General features: G+C 39.6%; 22 protein-coding genes. 14 read left to right on the top strand and 8 right to left on the bottom strand.

Features of this window, described 5'->3' with window-relative positions; translation table 11 throughout:
* Positions 1-28 precede the first annotated feature (28 nt).
* From ACTF6W_RS00315 to ACTF6W_RS00340, 6 genes are all read left to right on the top strand, one after another.
* Positions 29-2218, top strand: a complete 2190-nt coding sequence (locus ACTF6W_RS00315; RefSeq protein WP_438992542.1) for an LPS-assembly protein LptD — start codon at positions 29-31, stop codon at positions 2216-2218.
* Between the two features lie 194 nt (positions 2219-2412).
* Positions 2413-3624, top strand: coding sequence for a peptidylprolyl isomerase (locus ACTF6W_RS00320; protein WP_438992543.1), 1212 nt, complete (start codon positions 2413-2415; stop codon positions 3622-3624).
* A 13-nt stretch (positions 3625-3637) separates the two neighbouring features.
* Positions 3638-4684, top strand: coding sequence for a 4-hydroxythreonine-4-phosphate dehydrogenase PdxA (gene pdxA / locus ACTF6W_RS00325; protein WP_438992544.1), 1047 nt, complete (start codon positions 3638-3640; stop codon positions 4682-4684).
* Positions 4677-5525 (top strand): 16S rRNA (adenine(1518)-N(6)/adenine(1519)-N(6))-dimethyltransferase RsmA, encoded by an 849-nt coding sequence (gene rsmA / locus ACTF6W_RS00330; protein ID WP_438992545.1) that lies wholly within the window; start codon positions 4677-4679, stop codon positions 5523-5525. Before pdxA ends, rsmA begins: the two co-directional genes overlap by 8 nt.
* A gap of 13 nt (positions 5526-5538) precedes the next feature.
* Positions 5539-5718, top strand: coding sequence for a hypothetical protein (locus ACTF6W_RS00335; RefSeq protein WP_438992546.1), 180 nt, complete (start codon positions 5539-5541; stop codon positions 5716-5718).
* A gap of 19 nt (positions 5719-5737) precedes the next feature.
* Positions 5738-6430, top strand: coding sequence for a Dyp-type peroxidase (locus tag ACTF6W_RS00340; protein ID WP_438992547.1), 693 nt, complete (start codon positions 5738-5740; stop codon positions 6428-6430).
* On the opposite strand, the gene ACTF6W_RS00345 is transcribed toward ACTF6W_RS00340, so the two are convergent.
* The 3 genes from ACTF6W_RS00345 to ACTF6W_RS00355 are packed head-to-tail and all read right to left on the bottom strand — an operon-like array spanning position 6413 to position 8571.
* Positions 6413-7039: a LysE family translocator gene (locus tag ACTF6W_RS00345; RefSeq protein ID WP_438992576.1), complete on the bottom strand. Its 627-nt coding sequence runs from the start codon at positions 7037-7039 to the stop codon at positions 6413-6415. The two genes, ACTF6W_RS00340 and ACTF6W_RS00345, sit on opposite strands and share 18 nt — an antisense overlap.
* A 19-nt stretch (positions 7040-7058) precedes the next feature.
* Positions 7059-7694: a guanylate kinase gene (gene gmk, locus ACTF6W_RS00350; RefSeq protein ID WP_438992548.1), complete on the bottom strand. Its 636-nt coding sequence runs from the start codon at positions 7692-7694 to the stop codon at positions 7059-7061.
* Positions 7684-8571 carry a YicC/YloC family endoribonuclease gene (locus ACTF6W_RS00355; RefSeq protein WP_438992549.1) on the bottom strand — a complete coding sequence of 296 codons (888 nt, stop codon included), beginning with the start codon at positions 8569-8571 and terminating at the stop codon, positions 7684-7686. Before ACTF6W_RS00355 ends, gmk begins: the two co-directional genes overlap by 11 nt.
* 54 nt (positions 8572-8625) lie before the next feature.
* Here ACTF6W_RS00355 and ACTF6W_RS00360 point away from each other — a divergent pair, with 54 nt between their 5' ends.
* The 3 genes from ACTF6W_RS00360 (at position 8626) to ACTF6W_RS00370 (ending at position 10211) form a co-directional block, all read left to right on the top strand.
* Positions 8626-9378: an SDR family NAD(P)-dependent oxidoreductase gene (locus ACTF6W_RS00360; protein WP_438992550.1), complete on the top strand. Its 753-nt coding sequence runs from the start codon at positions 8626-8628 to the stop codon at positions 9376-9378.
* Between the two features lie 81 nt (positions 9379-9459).
* Positions 9460-9807, top strand: a complete 348-nt coding sequence (locus ACTF6W_RS00365) for a hypothetical protein (RefSeq protein ID WP_438992551.1) — start codon at positions 9460-9462, stop codon at positions 9805-9807.
* A gap of 80 nt (positions 9808-9887) precedes the next feature.
* Complete coding sequence (locus ACTF6W_RS00370; RefSeq protein WP_438992552.1) at positions 9888-10211, top strand: hypothetical protein; 324 nt, start codon at positions 9888-9890, stop codon at positions 10209-10211.
* A gap of 133 nt (positions 10212-10344) precedes the next feature.
* Here the strand turns inward: ACTF6W_RS00370 and mltG are convergent, their stop codons facing one another.
* The 5 genes from mltG to fabD all read right to left on the bottom strand — a co-directional run bounded on the left by mltG (position 10345) and on the right by fabD (position 14781).
* Complete coding sequence (gene mltG / locus ACTF6W_RS00375; RefSeq protein WP_438992553.1) at positions 10345-11325, bottom strand: endolytic transglycosylase MltG; 981 nt, start codon at positions 11323-11325, stop codon at positions 10345-10347.
* Positions 11325-12590 (bottom strand): beta-ketoacyl-ACP synthase II, encoded by a 1266-nt coding sequence (gene fabF, locus ACTF6W_RS00380; RefSeq protein ID WP_438992554.1) that lies wholly within the window; start codon positions 12588-12590, stop codon positions 11325-11327. Before fabF ends, mltG begins: the two co-directional genes overlap by 1 nt.
* A 144-nt stretch (positions 12591-12734) precedes the next feature.
* A complete protein-coding gene (locus ACTF6W_RS00385; protein ID WP_438992555.1) occupies positions 12735-12968 on the bottom strand; it encodes an acyl carrier protein in 234 nt (77 codons plus the stop codon).
* A 111-nt stretch (positions 12969-13079) separates the two neighbouring features.
* Positions 13080-13817: a 3-oxoacyl-[acyl-carrier-protein] reductase gene (fabG, locus tag ACTF6W_RS00390; protein ID WP_438992556.1), complete on the bottom strand. Its 738-nt coding sequence runs from the start codon at positions 13815-13817 to the stop codon at positions 13080-13082.
* Between the two features lie 16 nt (positions 13818-13833).
* Entirely contained in the window at positions 13834-14781 is a 948-nt protein-coding gene (gene fabD, locus ACTF6W_RS00395; RefSeq protein WP_438992557.1) for an ACP S-malonyltransferase, read from the bottom strand.
* 251 nt (positions 14782-15032) lie between these two features.
* Here fabD and rpsF point away from each other — a divergent pair, with 251 nt between their 5' ends.
* The 5 genes from rpsF (at position 15033) to alr (ending at position 19113) form a co-directional block, all read left to right on the top strand.
* Entirely contained in the window at positions 15033-15422 is a 390-nt protein-coding gene (gene rpsF / locus ACTF6W_RS00400; protein WP_438992558.1) for a 30S ribosomal protein S6, read from the top strand.
* Positions 15422-15676, top strand: a complete 255-nt coding sequence (rpsR, locus tag ACTF6W_RS00405) for a 30S ribosomal protein S18 (protein ID WP_438992559.1) — start codon at positions 15422-15424, stop codon at positions 15674-15676. The genes rpsF and rpsR overlap by 1 nt, the downstream gene beginning before the upstream one ends.
* Positions 15677-15686: 10 nt before the next feature.
* Positions 15687-16340, top strand: a complete 654-nt coding sequence (gene rplI / locus ACTF6W_RS00410) for a 50S ribosomal protein L9 (protein ID WP_438992560.1) — start codon at positions 15687-15689, stop codon at positions 16338-16340.
* A 161-nt stretch (positions 16341-16501) separates the two neighbouring features.
* On the top strand, positions 16502-18025 hold the full coding sequence (locus ACTF6W_RS00415) for a replicative DNA helicase (RefSeq protein ID WP_438992561.1): 1524 nt from the start codon (positions 16502-16504) through the stop codon (positions 18023-18025).
* The gene (alr, locus tag ACTF6W_RS00420) at positions 18025-19113 is read left to right on the top strand and encodes an alanine racemase (RefSeq protein WP_438992562.1); all 1089 of its coding nucleotides are present in this window, start codon (positions 18025-18027) and stop codon (positions 19111-19113) included. Before ACTF6W_RS00415 ends, alr begins: the two co-directional genes overlap by 1 nt.

Here is a 19113-nt window from a genome sequence, read left to right on the forward strand (position 1 = left end):
TCGTAAAAAAAATATGTAATTAAAGCCCATGATTAAAACTCTAAAAATATTGGTCTTAGCTTTTATTGGTGCTTATGCATGTCTGACGACTGCATCTGCGCAAAATTTACTGACCGAAAATAAACAAATAGAGTTCGCAGCTGATAAAGTCATATATGACCAAGAAAACAATATAATCACCGCCAGCGGCAATGTAATCCTAAATCAAAACGGCAATTCGTTAAAAGCAGATAAAGTCATATATAATGCCACATCAGGTGAAGTAAGCGCTGAAGGTGGTATTACAATAAATGAAGCTTCCGGTAATATCCTTTATACGGAAAATGCAAATTTAAACGGCGACTTAAAAGAAGGTTTTATTAACAACACCCGTGTCATTTTCACAGACGGATCAAAATTAATAGCAAGAACCGGAGAGCGCAAAGGCCAATTAACAATATTGCAAAATGCGATTTATTCGCCTTGTGAATTTTGTTTGGAACCTGGCAAAGAAAATCCGACATGGCATATTAAAGCTGATGAAATCACTCATGACAGCGATGAAAAAACGATCCGATACAAAAATGTTAGGCTTGAAGTTGCTGGCATTCCAATTCTTTATTCACCATATCTTGCACATCCTGATCCTTCAGTACGCTCAAGATCCGGATTGCTACCCCCTACTAGATTAGGTAATTCAACAGAACTTGGCGCTTATATCTCTGTCCCATACTTTTTTGATATCAGCCAATCACAAGATTTTACATTTGAGCCTATTATAACAAGTCGCGAGGGCATTGTTTTCGCCGGAACTCATAGAAAGCATGTAGGAAATGGCATTTTTACAACCACTGCTTCATTCGCAAACGTAAATGAAAGAGATAATAATTTCATTAAAACCGGAGACCGCGAGTTAAGAGGACATATTTTTTCAGCTGGCGAATTTGATTTAACCAGCCTCGATAGTCTTGGTGGTGATTGGCAGTGGGACTATGCTGCAAATTGGGTTTCTGATGATACTTATTTAAGACGATATTATAGCGATAATACAGACGTACTTGAAAGCCATGCAAAAATAGAACGATTTTGGGATAAAAATTATGCCACTTTTGGTACTTATTTATTTCAAGGGTTGGATAGAGAAGACAATATAGATTTTACGCCTCAAGCACTTCCTTCATTTGCATTGAACATGAACCAAGATACTGGCTTTCTTAATAGTAGAGTGACATTTGATGCGAGCGGCATTCAAATTTACCGTAATAAAGGTATGCGTAGCAGACGTTTTAGTGCAAAAGCTGGTTGGGAAATTCCTTTTCAATCATCATTGGGGGACTTTTATAATATTTCCGCGACAGTCAGAAGTGATCTTTATAATAATAGTAATACAGAATTTCCAGATTTCCCACAATATGCAGGAATAGATGGCACACATTCACGATTATTGCCGAAACTTGCTTTGGATTGGCGCCTGCCATTCTTAAAATCTGGCGAGACAACCAGTCAAGTTATTGAGCCAATGTTCTCTATTATCGTGGCACCAACAAAACCTAATTTACCAGAAAATGTGGTTAATTTCACTAACGAAGACAGTCGTAATTTCGAATTTGATGAAAACAATCTCTTTAGCCATAATCGTTTTAATGGTTATGACCGCTGGGAAGGTGGTACTCGTGTAAACTTTGGTATGAGGTATAATCTCTATACCGATGATATCAATATGACTGCGACCATCGGCCAAAGTGTCAGACTTAATAATACGGAAACCTTTCCTGTTGGCTCAGGTTATGAAGGTAAAGCCTCTGACTTCGTTGGGCGTGTTGATTTAACGTTAGGAGAATACATTGATTATGTTCATCGCTTTAGATTGGACAAAAGAAGTTTTGCGCTTAGACGAAATGAAATGATCCTATCAGGAGGGCCAAAATGGCTCAAAGCATCACTGAGGTATTTAGACTTAGATTTAAACGATAACAATCAACTTGTCGGCACTGAACTAGAAAATAGACGTGAGATTGGGACTGGACTAAATGTCAACTTTGATGAAAAATGGTCTGCTCGTGGTTCTTGGGTTAGGAACTTATTAAATGATAAAACAATTTCATATGATGCTGGTATTTTTTATCAAGATGATTGTCTTGAATTTGGCCTTACTTATGAAAGACGTTTTACTTCGGATCGTGATATTGCACCCTCAAATATCATATTCTTCAAAATTGTTTTGAAAAACTTAGGATAATTATGGTTTATTTGACATAAAATGAACATAATTATGGATCAAAATTTCATTTAGATATATAAGAAGATCTTTAAAATATTATTTATGTCTATAAGGATATTTAAATAGTCATGGTTTTTAAAATTTGTCGAAATATTAGTATGAGAATAATGATAGTTTTTTGCAGTACTTTCCTGGCTTCAAAAGCAACATTAATGGCACAAACACAACAAGATCTTGATGATATCCAGCAAATTGTAGCACTCGTTAATGATGACGTTATCTCATTATATGATTTAAACCAGAGAGCACTATTGCTTGCCTTGTTTACTGGACAGAACCAAATATCACCAGAACAAATGCAGGTTTTACAAAGACAAGCAATGAATGCCCTTATTGATGATCGTTTAAAAGTTCAAGAATCGGAAGAATTTGAAGTCAGAATGTCAACGGCTGAACTTGAAGATTCATTTGCCAATTATGCTAATCAATTAGGTTTAAGTGCTGAAGCACTTGAAGAACAACTATCTCTTGCAGGGATACAAAAACAATCTTTAATCCAACAAATTAACGGTTCACTTTCTTGGCAAGGTATCGTTCAAGGCTTGTTAAAGCCTCAAGTAAACATTACTGATGATGAAGTATATAATGCCATTGAATCATTAGAAAGTAACAAAGGGAAATTTCAATATCAAGTCAGTGAGATTTTTATCCTCGTTACTGATAACGCCCGCAGACAGGAAAGTCTTGCAACGGCCAATACAATTTACGAACAATTACAATCTGGTGTGCCATTTACCGCTCTAGCTCAACAGTTTTCTCAATCGTCCACTGCCGCAGTAGGTGGTGACATGGGCCTAGTAATGGAAGAAAACTTACCAGTGGAAGTTAGAGAGAAAATTGTAACAATGGAAAAAGGTGAAATTTCTCAACCTGTCGAAACTGAAGATGGTATATATATCTTACAAGTTACTGATAAGTCACAAATTCTTACAATTACAGAAGATGACACAATAATTAATGTTAAATTTTTTCTGTTTGAATCTACGGAAGAAGAACTCGCACAAAATAATACTTTTCAGAAATTGTCCACTCATTTTGGATCAGAAAAAATATGTCAATCACCTATAGAAATTGGAGCTGAGTTAGGTGCTGTTGAAGCGAATGAACTCAGTATAAATAGAATTGGCAGTCTACCCGATCAGATCAAAAATAGTCTACTACCATTAGAAATAGGATATGGTACAAATTTCATTGAAGATCCTGATGGAATGGTATCTTATGTATTATGTGAAAAGAGAATACCTGAAGTTAACGTCCCTGACTTTGATGCTATGTTAGCCAATATGACGAACAGTCGCTTACAGCTTTTTGCGACACGTCATTTACGTGATTTGAGACGTGATGCCATTATTGATTTCAGATAATTGAGATAACAATATGGAGGGAACAGAAAATAAACTTCCTATTGCCGTCACGATCGGTGAACCTTCAGGAATTGGCCCTGAAGTCTTAATTAAATCATGGTTTAAACGCCGTGAACACTCTATCCCACCATTTTTTGTTATCGGAAGCCCCGATATCATTCAAAAGCATGCCCAACAAATCAGACTGCCAATTCCATTAGAAGTTATTGAGCATCCAAGCGAAGCAATTGAAATATATAATCGATGTCTCCCTATTGTTGATTTGGGGCTTGATAGCGATTTTCATTTCGCCGTTCCTGGTCAAAATACTGCTGAAATAGTTATCAAAGCAATTGATTGTGCCGTGGATTTTATCATGAGAGGGCAAGCGCGTGCTATGGCCACCGCGCCTATACATAAAGCGGCTTTATATAGTGCAGGGTTTACCAGTCCCGGACATACTGAATATCTCGCAGAACAAGTACAAAAGCATATTGGACAAGAATTCCAGTCGGTTATGATGCTCGCGAGTGAGGAATTATGTGTAGTGCCGCTTACGATCCATGAGCCACTTCATAAAGTACCTGAATTAATCAATCATGCTTTACTGGCTAGAACGATCAGAACCATACATGATAGTATGAAAAAATACTTTGGATTAGCATCCCCAAGAATAGTTGTGAGTGGTTTAAATCCTCATGCAGGTGAAAATAATTCTATGGGTACAGAAGACAGTCAAATTATCGCACCCGCCATCGAAGCCATCCAAAAACAAGGCATTGATGTTAAAGGCCCTCTCCCGGCGGACACCATGTTTCATAAGGCGGCAAGAGCACAATATGATGTTGCGCTTTGCATGTATCACGATCAGGCGCTTATCCCTATCAAGACGATAGATTTTGATGCTGGCGTTAATGTTACACTCGGATTGCCGATTGTGAGAACATCACCAGATCATGGCACTGCCCTTAATATTGCAGGACGCGGAACAGCAAACCCAACTAGTATGATAAATTCATTAAAGCTTGCGGATCGCATGTCAAAAAATATATCGCCATTCGAAATGATCCACGATGTATGAGGACGGCTTGCCGCCTCTGCGCGATGTAATTAACGAATATGAATTACAAGCAAAAAAATCATTAGGCCAAAACTTTTTAACTGACCTAAATCTTACCAGCAAAATTGCAAGATCCGCAGGTGATCTAGAAAATTCAATCATTTATGAAGTCGGCCCAGGCCCAGGTGCATTGACAAGAGGGTTACTTATGAACGGTGCCAGCCGAGTTGTTGCTGTAGAGATGGACCATCGCTGCATTACTGCCCTTTCAAATGTTTCTGAAGCTTATGATGGCGCTTTAACAGTTCATGAAGGCGATGCAATGAAAATTGATGAACTAAGCCTCATTGGGGAAACGAACGGCAAAGACATCCATATCGTTGCAAACCTTCCTTATAATGTTGGTACAGCACTTCTGGTAAAATGGATGACTTGTGAAAAATGGAAGCCATGGTTTAAATCATTAACATTAATGTTTCAAAAAGAAGTTGGGGAACGTATTGTTGCAATTCCCAAAACCAAAGCTTACGGAAGATTATCTGTACTTTGTCAATATCGAGCCGATTGTAAAATTTTATTTGATATTCCGAGACAAGCATTTATTCCACCGCCTAAGGTAACATCATGTATCGTTCAAATTACGCCCCGCGATGAAGACGAAAATGCACCAGCACAAAAAACCATTGAACGTGTTGTTTCCGCCGCCTTTAATCAACGCCGAAAAATGCTACGCGCAAGCTTAAAAGGGTTAGGCGTTGACCCCTTACCTAAATTGAATGCCTCCTCAATAAAGGAAACAGCCAGAGCAGAAGAACTTTCAATTGACGACTTTTGTCGTCTGGCATTAGAATATCAAAAATAATCGAGGGAATATTATGGATATTGTTCAATCTGGTATTTTAGAAGAAGAAACTCAACTAGCGCGTTATATAACATTTGCAGTTTCTAATAATGAAAACATCATTCAAACCTTGAAAAATTTAGCAGATATAATTGATACATCGACATGCGTCATCGGTATCGGGAAAAAACATTTTAAACAAAATCAATTGTAATGTTCCTGAATTAAGGACTATGCCAACTTATTCAGTTGGCGACTTAGAAATCCCCTCTACACCCGATGACCTTTGGGTATGGCTACGTGGAAATGACCGCGGAAAATTATTTCATCAATCACGAAAGATAGAAGAAATATGCCTTCCTGCTTTTGAAATCACCAGTGCGATTGATAGCTTCCAATATGATCAAAACCGCGATTTAAGTGGTTACGAGGACGGAACTAAAAACCCACATGGGGAAGACGCAATAAATACAGCAATCTTGCTAGAAGACGATAATGGAATAATTGGCAGCAGTTTTGTCGCAGTGCAGCAATGGGTGCATGATTTTGTAATTCTTGATGAGATGAGCGTTGAGGAAAAAGATGATGCGATCGGTCGCCACATCAGTGATAATGAAGAATATGATGCCCCAACATCAGCGCACGTTAAACGGTCCGCGCAAGAAGACTTTGATCCAGAAGCTTTTATGTTAAGACGTTCTTTGCCATGGGCCATGGGTATGGATGGAGGACTAATGTTTGTAGCATTTGGAAATTCATTTGATGCTTTCGAAGCCATTATGGAACGGATGGTCGGCGAAGATGATGGCATTGTCGATGCACTTTTTAAATTCACAACCCCAATAACAGGATCTTATTATTGGTGCCCCCCTGTAAAAAATGGGAAGCTGAATTTAAGTGCTTTAGGATCAAATTTTACCAAATAACATACGAATTCCAGCATAACTAAAACAAACGGTCATTAAACCATCAAACCCTCTGCGGAAATTTAGATACAGTTGTCTTGCTGATTTTGTAGAAAATAAAAGTGCATAACTTGTAAAAACAAATATCGATACAAGTGAGCAGCAAAAAACCACAACAAAGGCACTAGTCATTGAAGATCCAGATGGTAGTGCGATAGATACGATTGAGAGCCACACAAAAATTGCTTTTGGATTTGTTAAATGTAGCAATATGCCCGATAAAAAGTGTTTAAAATTGCTCTCTTTTTTTAAAGTCAATGCAGGCATCACAATTGGTTTTTTTGAAAATGCTGATCTTGCCGATTTAAAAGCAAGCCATAACAAATAAAGACCGGCGGTAATTTTCATAATTATCAATAAATTTGAATATGTAGCTAAAATAGACGCTAAACCAAAGCCTGCTAAAATACCCCAAAACATGGAACCGCATACAATTCCTAAGGATAAAATCAATGCTTGAACTCGCCCGTGCTGCATAGCCACTGCCATAATTGCAAGGTTACTTGGTCCGGGGCTCGCTACGCCTACAAAAAAAACGATGCATACAAATAATATATCAATAGAATTAATGAATTCTGACTACATTTTTCTAATCTTTAATTAGCTCTGACACAAAATCACTTAATCCTGATTGTCTAGCGCGTTTCATACGCTCTGCATTAAGGATCGTGAATAACTCTGCTTCAGCCGCTTTTAAATCATCATTAATAATGACATAATCATATTCCGCCCAATGACTTATTTCCGAATTTGCTTTAGCCATTCTTTTAGCGACGACTTCATCACTATCTTGTGCCCTGGACTTTAAACGATTTAACAGTTCTTCTTTACTAGGCGGCAAAATAAAAATCCGAACTAAGTCTGCCCCTACCCTTTGGTTTAACTGTTGCGTTCCCTGCCAATCAATATCAAAAAGAACGTCTTTTCCATTACGTAATGCGGCCTCAACAGGTTCTGCAGGTGTGCCATATGAATTTTCAAAAACGGTCGCATATTCAAGAAAACCATCAGCAGCAACTAGCGCGTCAAATTCATCTTGTGACGTAAAATTATAATGAACGCCATCGACTTCGCCTGGACGTGGCTCCCGTGTCGTCATGGAAACGGACATACTGATATTGTCATCCTTTTCAAGAAGCGACCTTGAAAGTGTCGACTTCCCTGCTCCTGAGGGACTTGATAACACGAGGAGCAATCCTCTTCTTTTTATTTTCTCATTCGACATTTTGTACCTGTTCTCGAATTTGATCAATTGCCGTTTTTAAAGATAGGCCAATATTGGTTAAGGCAATATCGGATGATTTTGAACAAAGTGTATTGGCTTCGCGATTAAATTCCTGCGTAAGGAAGTCCATTTTACGGCCAATTGTCCCCTTTGCATCTAGCATTGTCCTCGCAGAAGCAATATGCGCCCTTAAGCGGTCCGTTTCTTCTTTCGTATCCGCTTTGGTTGCAAGTAATACGATTTCTTGTGCCAACCTGTCTTTATCAATGCCTTGTTTATTATCAAATAGGGCGTTGACTTTTTCTTCATATTTTTCTTTTAGCAAGCTTGGCTGATTATTTACAATTTCTTCAGCTTGATTAAGAAGGTCCTCAACTTGATCAATGACATCACTTAACATTTTTCGCGTAGCGAGTCCCTCTTCCTGCCGGGATGATTTAAGTTCGGAAAGTGCCTCAATAAAGCTTTTCTTTAGAATATCATTGCGTTCGCTAATTTGATTTTCATTATCTTCTGTTAGTATGATTTCAACCACATCACGTATTGACAATAAACTATCCAAAGACGGCATCGGAAGGTCATGATCAACAGAGGCTTTTTTTGCCACACCAATTAATTTATCAAGCGCCGCTTCGTTGACCTTTACGTCTGTATCAGTCTCTTCTTTACTTAGTTGAAGCAAAACATTAATGCTGCCACGGGTAATTTCTTTTTTAATGGTGGTTTTGATAAATTGATCAAAAGCATCAAGTCCGGGCGGAATGCGCATACGCACGTCAAGTCCTTTTCCATTAACACTTCTTATTTCCCAGACCCAACTGTAGTGCTTATAGTGCCCTTCAGCGCGGCCAAATCCTGTCATGCTTGATAATGTCATAATAGTCAGTATTGTTATTTCAATTAATAATAAGATATAGCAGGAACAAGTGAATTGAAAAACCCTAAATCCATATTGATTACAGGTGCCAGTAGCGGTATCGGCGAAGCGCTTGCCCTTGAATATGCTGATACTGATGTAATTCTTCACTTGTCTGGACGCAATAAAGAACGATTATCAAAGGTTTCATCCTTATGTACCGCTAAGGGGGCAACGGTATATGATAAAATTATTGATGTAACAGATGAAGCTGAAATGCATCAATGGATCGATAACCTTGGGCCTCTGGATCTTGTGATAGCGAATGCGGGAATGGGTAAATCATTAAAATATCACTATGAACTTGGCCGTCATACTAAAGAAATATTTGATGTTAATGTAGGTGGTGTTTTTAACACGGTCCATCCCGCCATTGAAAAAATGAAAGAACGAAACAAAGGTCAAATCGCGTTAATATCTTCAATGGCAGGATATCGCGGCATGCCTTCCGCCCCCATTTATTCTACATCAAAAGTGACCGTGAAAGCATATGGTGAAGCATTACGCGGTTTTTATTATAATCACGGCATTGAAATTAATGTTATTTGCCCCGGTTTCGTCAGAAGCCGTATCACCGATAAAAACAAATTCCCCATGCCTTTTTTTATGGAAGGTCCAAAAGCCGCTAAAATCATTCGTAATGGGTTAGAAAAAAATAAAGGCTTAATCGCCTTCCCATGGCAAATAAGATTGGCACTCGGGGGTGTCGTTAGAATTTTGCCTGAGTTTATTTTGGAGAGAATTTTGAGAAGATTACCGAATAAATAATTTTTATTGATCTTATTGCACTTATGCTTAATCTTAAAGAAATAGAGGATCATACCATTAGTTAAACATTAGGGGGAGAGAATGTTCAATATTTTTAAAAAGAAAAAGAAAATAATAGAACGTAAAGAACCAAATTTATCTGCTAGAGAGCCAGGCGAAGTTTTACAAAATGCAATTGATGCTAAAAAAGATGATGATCCTATAATAACTCTAAAAATTGGTGCCTCAGATTTAAAAACAAAGTTTCTTGAATTATCAAAAGATGAAAAAGGTGTTCATATTGAAACTGCACTTGGAGTGCTGGGTGCTCTAGCAGGAAATTATTGTTTGATTAGTGGAGTTGCAATTCAAGAAGCTAGTGCGAGAAAGCTGGCAACATTCAAAGAATTGGCGCTAAAGATGGCAAAACTTACTACGTTGGTGAATTAATAAACAGACCACTTTTAACGGATCAATTATCCGTTTGGGGACTCGTAGGAGGGATTGCTCAACAACTTGGTGCAAAACAATTGCCGGACATTAAAGAAATTGTTGAATATACAGCAAAAACAATTGGAAATTCAAATTTTGGCGAACCTAGAATTGATGAAAAGCATAAATTAAGAAAACATCCCATAAAACTCATTCAAGAATATCATCCAGTCCTAATTAATATAATAACACAACATACACAAAATCCTGTAGAATTCCCTATTTTATTGGGTCTGACAATTCAGCAATTAATTTCTGACGGTAAGGATGTAATAGATCCTTCTATTTCTGCAAAAATTGTTATGGAGTGTGCCGTTCCCATGTCAAAATTAGAATCTTCTGGAATGCTTCAAATTAGTTAACACCAGATGTCTATTTGTAATTAAAATTTTAAAATCAGAGCGTTGTAAGCATCAGATTACCGCCTGCGAATAATTATTATTTTTAATCATGTAATGATAACTACATGTGTAAATTGAAATTATGGCACAATAGTTACTGTCTTTTTCGCTCAATTTTACGCCAATTTGCGACGTTTCTTTGATGTTCTGCGAGTGTCGCAGCGAAGGCATGACCACCCGTTCCATCCGCTACAAAATAAATATCATCCGTTTGCATTGGATTTAGGACAGCTTCTATAGAAGCTCGTCCCGGATGAGCTATAGGTGTCGGTGGTAAACCGTCAATTTGATAGGTATTATAAGGATTTTCTTTGTCATTAAGTTCGCTTCGTCTGATGCCACGATCAAGAAACCCTTTCGGACTAATGCCATAAATAATTGTCGGATCCGATTGAATACGAATACCGCGTTTCATTCTATTAACAAAAACACCCGCCACATGGGCCCGTTCTTCCGGTAGTCCAGTTTCCCGCTCAACAATCGAGGCAAGAATTATGGCTTCTTCAATAGTATCAAATGGCAAATCAGGATTACGGTCATTCCATAGTTCATCAATTAATTTTGTTTGGCTCTCTTGCATCCGTGATAGTAAATCACGACGGCTTGTTCCATAGGTATAATTATATGTTTCTGGTAAAATGCTTCCTTCTGCGGGAAGCATTTCTATGGGATCCGATAATGTATAAAGTTCATTTAAATATTCAGCGATTTGATAACTGGTCCATCCTTCAACAATTGTAAGACTATGTTGAATGACCTCGCCTTTAACCAATATATCCATAATATTTTGCATAGAGCTATTCGCAGGAATGGAAAATTCACCCGCCTTAAGGTTTCTTTCTTCTCCAAATAGCATTACACCAACTTTAAAAAGGTCTTGATTACTAATCAGTCCTTCTTCTTCAAGCAATCTCGCTGTTCTGATTAGCCCTTGACCAGAAGGCACTAGAAAAACGCTGTCGTTATTCTTATCACCTTCTAAATGAAAAACGTGATACCCCATATATGCAAACAGCGCCCAAAAAAGAACGCTGCCCGCAAATAATAAAATGATATATTTTTTTATGCCTTGCATTACACCCGACTGATTATAACCGAAGCGTTTGTCCCACCAAAACCAAAACTGTTTGAAAGAACCGCTTTAATTTCAGATTTTTGCTGTGCTTCATGTGCAACAAGGTTAATACCTTCAATTCCATCGGAAGGGTTATCAAGGTTAAGCGTTGGTGGCAATTCACCTTTTACCATCGCAAGCGTACTAAAGACCGCCTCAACCGCGCCTGCAGCACCAAGCAAGTGACCAATTGCAGATTTAGTGGATGACATAGCCATTGTGCTTGCAGCATCACCAAACATACGTTTCACGGCATTAAATTCAATTTCATCACCAAGAGGCGTTGATGTTCCGTGCGCATTGACATACCCAATATCATCAGGTGTAAGGCCAGAACGCTTTAATGCTCCCTGCATAGCACGGTATCCACCGCTTCCATCAGGAGACGGCGCTGTTACGTGGTGGGCATCACCACTAAGGCCATAACCAACTACTTCACCGTAAATTTTTGCACCGCGCGCTTTGGCATGTTCATATTCTTCTAAGATCATCATGCCAGCGCCTTCACCCATAACAAATCCATCACGGTCCTTATCATATGGTCTTGATGCTTTTTCCGGTGTGTCATTAAAGTGTGTACTTAAAGCACGTGCCTGATTAAACCCAGCGACACCAAGACGGCAAATAGTTGCTTCTGCGCCGCCAGCGACCATTACATCGGCATCATCAAGCGCAATCAAACGCGCCGCATCGCCAATCGCGTGGGTACCGGATGCACACGCCGTAACTACTGAATGGTTTGGCCCCATTAGGCCATGACGAATTGAGGCATTACCTGAGACTAAATTGATCAAACAACGTGGAATAAAATGGGGACTAACACGGCGCGGGCCACGTTCATGAAGGTTTACGGCTTCATCGCTAATCGCAGGAAGGCCACCAATACCAGCACCTATTAATGCACCGGAACGCCATTTTTGTTCCATTGTGTCCGCTTTATAACCACTGTCAGCCATAGCCATATCAACTGCGGCCATACCATATAGAATGAAGTCATCAACGCGTTTGCGGTTTTTAGCTTCCATCCAATCATCTGGATTAAATGTGCCATCGCTACCGTCGCCAAGTGGTACTTCACAGGCAACTTGTGCAGAAAGTCCTGATGCGTCGAAACGTGTAATCGGACCTGCGCCACTTTCACCGGCAATAAGTCTTTTCCATGTTTCCTCAACCCCCGAAGCCAATGGCGTAACCAGCCCTAGCCCGGTAATAACAACTCGTCTCATTCGTTAAACCTTTTAATTATTGATTTATGGATTTTGATGCTACCTAAATTTAGTAGATATAACAAGACCGCGAACATCATTTTTATCTAAATTTTAGATAATATGATTCGCGGTCTATGTATTCTTCAGAGTAAAGCTCTGAAATTAGCCATTTGCTTCGATGAATTCGATAGCGTCTTTAACAGTAAGAATTTTTTCTGCAGCGTCATCTGGAATTTCACAACCAAATTCTTCTTCAAAAGCCATCACTAGCTCAACTGTATCAAGGCTATCAGCGCCAAGATCGTCGATAAAGCTTGCAGTGTCACTTACTTTATCTTCTTCAACACCAAGGTGTTCTACAACGATATTTTTAACGCGTTTAGCTACATTGCTCATTTCATATTCCTTAAATAAAGGGCTTTCATCAAAGCCTATGTTAAACATTCTTATAACTCTTAAACGAGAGTTTGGGGCTTCCTAACACAATTAATTAGGAAATGCAAAGCCCTAAATCATCGCCATACCACCATTTATGTGTAAAGTCTGTCCTGTAATATACTCTGCTTCTTCACTTGCGAGGTATAAAACACCAGCGGCAATTTCATCACCTTTACCAAGACGCCCCGCAGGAACATTGACTAAAAGTGATGATTTCTGGTCATCTGTAAGCTCGTCTGTCATCGGGCTTTCAATAAATCCTGGCGCTATACAATTCACGGTAATATTTCTTGAAGCAAGTTCATGAGCAAAACTTTTTGACATACCAATCATGCCTGCTTTCGATGCGGCATAGTTGACTTGTCCTGGATTTCCCGTAACCCCAACAATAGAAGTGATGTTAATAATGCGGCCGCCACGGTTTTTCATCATGCCGCGCATTACGCCTTGTGTTAACTTAAATGCCGCCTTTAAATTAACTTGCATCACGTCATCCCAATCTGCATCTTTTAATCGCATAGAAATATTATCACGCGTAATTCCAGCATTGTTAACGAGAATATCAACTGTGCCCATGGCTTCTGTGGCAGCTTTTGGAAGTGCAGCAACACTATCAGGATCGCCAAGGTTCGCAGGAACAAAAAATGCCCCTTCTCCTAACTCATCCGCTAGTTTTTTAAGCGGTTCTTCACGCGTTCCGGAAAGTGCAACTTTTGCGCCCGCACCATGAAGGGCTCTTGCAATCGCGCTCCCTAATCCACCTGAAGCACCAGTTACCAATGCACACTTACCTGTTAAATCAAACATTAATGATTTTCTCCGATTATGATTTTAATTCTTCTGCGAAAGCTTCAATATCAGCCATTGTCTGAATTGAGTTTCCTGCTATTTCTTTATTGATGCGGCGCACAAGACCGCCTAAAACTTTGCCTGTTCCAAGTTCCGTTAAATGCGTCACACCAAGGTCACCCATTTTTAAAACAGATTCGCGCCAGCGAACACGCCCCGTAATTTGCTCAACAAGTTGCGTTCTTAATTGATCAGGGTCACTAACGGCATCTGCACTTACATTGGTAATAACTGGCACACAAGGTGCGTTAAATGTCGTTTCTGCTAGCGCAACGGCCATTTCATCGGCAGCCGGTTGCATAAGTGGGCAATGGAACGGTGCGCTAACGGGCAACGGGATCGCTCGTTTAATACCACGTTCTTTGGCAATTTCCATGGCACGCTCGACGGCACCTTTATGTCCACTGATCACCACTTGACCATCCGCATTATCATTTGCCGCCGTACATATCTCGCCCTGTTCTGCCTCTTTGGCGATTTCTTCAATGGTGCTAAATTCCGCACCCATAATCGCGGCCATAGCGCCAACACCAACCGGAACAGCGCGCTGCATGGCTTCACCGCGCAATTTTAATAATTTTGCCGTATCGGAAAGACTTAAGGTCCCTGCTGCCGCAAGCGCAGAATATTCACCTAAAGAATGACCGGCAACATAAGAACTATGTTCAGACAACTTAACATCAAATTCATTTTCAAGAACACGAACCACAGCGATACTTGCTGCCATAAGTGCGGGTTGTGCATTAAACGTTAATGTTAATTCTTCTATTGGGCCATCGAACATTAATCCGGACAAGTTTTGGTTAAGCGCTTCATTTACTTCATCAAATACATCTTTTGCTACACTTGAGTTATCACTTAAATCCTTTCCCATACCAACGGCTTGACTACCTTGGCCTGGGAATACAAATGCTCTTGTCATATGATTATTATCCCTTAGAATTTTTATATATAAACCAACTCTTATCAAATGGGGCTTAACTGTCAAGAAACTAAAGTGGATATTTATTAAAAAAGATCTATTTAGCGCTATAAACCCCTTGCCTTCCCTAAGCTTTCATGTATATTGCGCCCTTCCTGTGACGAGTCACGGGAATGTCGGTTAATATTGTAATGTGGTTTTTTGATATTCGCTATCACCCCGACTTAAAGCCTAATTAAGGAAATTGCTAAATGTCTTTATATGAATATACATATATCGCTAGGCAGGATATCCAACCTCAACAGGTTGATGCGATAACAACGGAATTCGCCAAAATCATTACTGATAATGGTGGTAAAGTTGCCAAGACTGAGTCTTGGGGTCTTCGTACTCTTGCTTACAGAATTAAAAAATACAAAAAAGGTCACTATGTTCATTTGAACCTTGACGCCCCTCATGCCGCTATTGCTGAGCTTGAGCGTAATGCACGTCTACATGAAGACGTAATTCGTTATATGACTATCCGTGTTGATGAATTTGAAGAAGGCGACAGTGTCGTACTTCGTTCAAAAGATCGCGATAACCGCGCACCGCGCGAAGATCGCCGTCCACGTGAAGAGAAAAAAGAGGGAGCAGAATAATGAGCGCAGATCGTCCACAAAGTGGCGGCGCACGCCGTCCATTTTTCCGCCGTCGTAAAACATGCCCGTTTTCCGGTGATCATGCTCAAGTAATCGATTATAAAGATGTACGTACACTTTCACGTTATGTTTCAGAACGTGGTAAAATTGTACCAAGCCGCATCACAGCCGTATCAGCCAAGAAGCAACGTGAACTCGCAAAAGCTATCAAACGTGCACGTAACCTTGCGCTGATTTCATACGTAAACCCATAGGAGACTGACAATGGACATTATCCTACTTGAACGCTTAGCAAAGCTTGGGCAAATCGGTGACGTAGTATCTGTTAAAAACGGTTTTGCCCGTAACTTTCTTCTTCCACAGAAGAAAGCTCTTCGTGCAACAAAAGCAAATATGGCCGTTTTTGAAGCACAACGTAAAGAAATCGAAGCCGATAACCTTAAAGCAAAAGTAGAAGCAGAAGCAGTGGCAGCAAAAATGGTCGATGTATCTGTTATTCTTATTCGCCAAGCTGGTGAAAGTGGACAGCTTTTCGGTTCTGTAACAGCACGTGATATTGCTGTTGCTCTTGAAGAAGCAGGCTACAAAGTTTCTAAAAACCAAGTTATCCTTGATCGTGCAATTAAAGTTCTCGGCCTTAACGACATTGCTGTTCGTCTTCACGCTGAAGTCGACGTTACTGTTATTGTTAACGTTGCTCGTTCTGCTGCTGAAGCAGAAATTCAAGCAATCGGCGGTGACGTTGATGCGAAAGAGGAAGAAGAAGAATTTGAAGTAGAAGATTACTTCGAAAAAGAAGAAGACGCTGAAGCTGCTGTTTCATCTGATGATGAGGCAGAAGAGGAAGTTGCTGAAGAAGCGGCACCTGCTGAAGAGGAAACTCCTGCTGATGAAGAAGAGGAAGAAGAAAAAGGTTAATTTTTTTCTCTTAGAAAAAATTTGAAAAAGGCGAGCTCACTGCTCGCCTTTTTTGTTAATTATATAATTTCGTTTAAAAATATATTTTAAAAATTCGAGATATACATTTTTAAATTAATGGAATATAATTCCTGTAATCACAAAACAGAGCGCTACTAAAAATGTCAGACATTTCAGAAATGCCGGTCATTCAAGATAATGATCAGCCAGACATAGAACGGGAAGAGGATATTTCCTATAAGGAAATCCCCTATAACCTTGAAGCGGAACAAGCGCTTCTGGGTGCTATTCTTGTGAACAATGAAGTACTTGAAAAAGTTCAGGATTTTCTACTTCCTGATCATTTTGCCAATGCGGCCCATAATAAAATATATGCCGCCTGCCAAACCATGATTGAAAAAGGGCAATTGGTAACGCCCGTCACCTTAAAACCATTCTTTCAAAAAGAAAAACTTTTAGAAGATGTCGGTGGTGGCATTTATTTATCAAAACTCGCGGCTTCTGCGATCACGATTATTAATGCGGTTGATTATGGATTATTGATTTATGATCTCGCCATGCGCCGTCATTTGATTGATCTTGGTACTGATATTGTTAATAAGGCTTACGAATTTGATGTGGAAGAAACATCAAAAGAGCAAATCGAAGAAGCCGAAAAAAAATTATACAGTATGGCCGAGAGTGGTACTACTGATGGTGGGTTTAAAGATTTTAAAACTTCCGCAATCACCGCCGTTAATGTGATCGGTAATGCGCTTCGCCGTAAAGGTGAACTCGCTGGGATCACGACCGGATTTAATAGTGTTGACCGCAAAATTGGTGGCTTACATAAATCTGACCTTCTAATTATCGCTGGACGTCCGGCAATGGGTAAGACAGCCTTGGCGACCAATATGGCTTTTAATGCAGCCAAAGCTTATAAGCATGATAAAGATTTAGGCTTATCTGAAGAAGAAAATAAAGGCGCCGTCGTCGGTTTCTTCTCATTGGAGATGTCAGCAGATCAGCTCGCAAGCCGTATTCTTGCTGAACAAGCACAACTTTCATCGCAGGATATGCGTCAAGGGAAACTGGAACAGGAAGAATTTAATCGCCTATCTCGTGTTGCCGTTGAACTCGAAGGTTTGCCTCTTTTCATTGATGATACACCAGGATTAACAATTGGTGCGCTTCGCACCCGCGCGCGCCGCCTTCAACGCCAACATGGGTTGGGGCTCGTGATCGTTGATTATCTACAATTATTAAGGGGATCAGGTAAAGGCGGTTCAGAAAACCGCGTACAAGAAGTTTCCGAAATCACACGCGGGCTTAAGGGGCTCGCAAAAGAATTAAAAATTCCTGTCGTTGCACTATCACAATTAAGTCGTGCGATTGAAAGCCGTGACAATAAGCGCCCTCTTCTTTCTGATCTTCGTGAATCAGGAACGATTGAGCAAGACGCCGATATGGTGACCTTTGTTTATCGTGCGGAATATTATCATAATCAGCAACAACCTGATCCAGGAACGCCTGAGCATATGATTTGGCTTGAAGAAGGTGAAAAATTATTCGGAAGAGCGGAATTCATAATCGGTAAACAGCGTCACGGTCCGACAGGCATTATTGAGCTTAAATTCGAAGCCGAAATCACTAAATTCAGCGATTTACCTTTAACAGACGACTATCTACCGGAAAAATTTGAGTAATGACCGTGGCAGACGTGCTTAACGATGCATCGGCGCAACTGCACGTCGATCTTGAAACGATAATTGATAATTATAATACTTTAAACGCGCAATCAAATGCGGCTTGTGCCGCCGTCGTAAAGGCTGATGCTTATGGCCTTGGAATGGAAAAAATTGCACCTGCACTTTTTCATCATACAGAATGTAATACTTTTTTTGTAGCAAACTTGGTTGAAGCCGTAAAGTTACGATCAATTCTAAAAGGTGCAAAAATTTATGTTTTTAATGGCCTTTTTGAAGATCATGTTGATATTTACCTCAAGCAGAATATTACGCCAATTTTAAACGATCCAAATCAGATACAATTGTGGAATAATAAAAATCAACCTTGCGGCATTCATTTTGACACCGGCATCAATCGATTGGGGTTTTCTGATAAACAAACGGAAGAATTCTTTAATTCAAAACACAATTTAAATATTGATTTGGTATTAAGTCATTTTATTCAGTCAGAAATTCCAAATCATCCCAGTAATGAAATTCAACTTGATCAATTTATGCGTGTTCGATATCAATTGCCAAATGCAAAAGCGAGCCTTTGTAATTCCGCAGGTATTTATCTTGGTGAAGACTATCATTTCGATCTATTAAGACCGGGTATTATGCTATATGGCGGCAACCCGGGTCTTCCGAAAAGACCTGTCGGCATTACGCAAGCTTTTGAAATAAAGGCCAAAATTCTACAAATTCGTGAACTCGAGGTCGGCATGTCGGTTGGTTATAATTCTCTTTGGACCGCACCTGAAAAATCACGTATTGCCATATTAAATGTTGGTTATGCCGATGGCACCTTAAAAACTAGCGACAGAAATTCATTCGTTTATATCGATGGGCACATTGCAAAAGTTGTTGGAAAAACGTCAATGGATATGATTGCAATTGATATCACTGACGCGAAATTTGACAAAGTGACCGTAAACAACTTTGTGGAAATACTCGGATCGAATATAACACTTGAAATGGTTGCTGAAAACTCTACTCTAGGGCATTATGAATTAATGACGGGTATTGGTCGTCGCTATAATAAAATATATAATTTAAGGGCATAA

The sequence above is a fragment of the Pseudemcibacter sp. genome (assembly GCF_965661635.1).
Classification (GTDB): Bacteria; Pseudomonadota; Alphaproteobacteria; order Sphingomonadales; family Emcibacteraceae; genus Pseudemcibacter.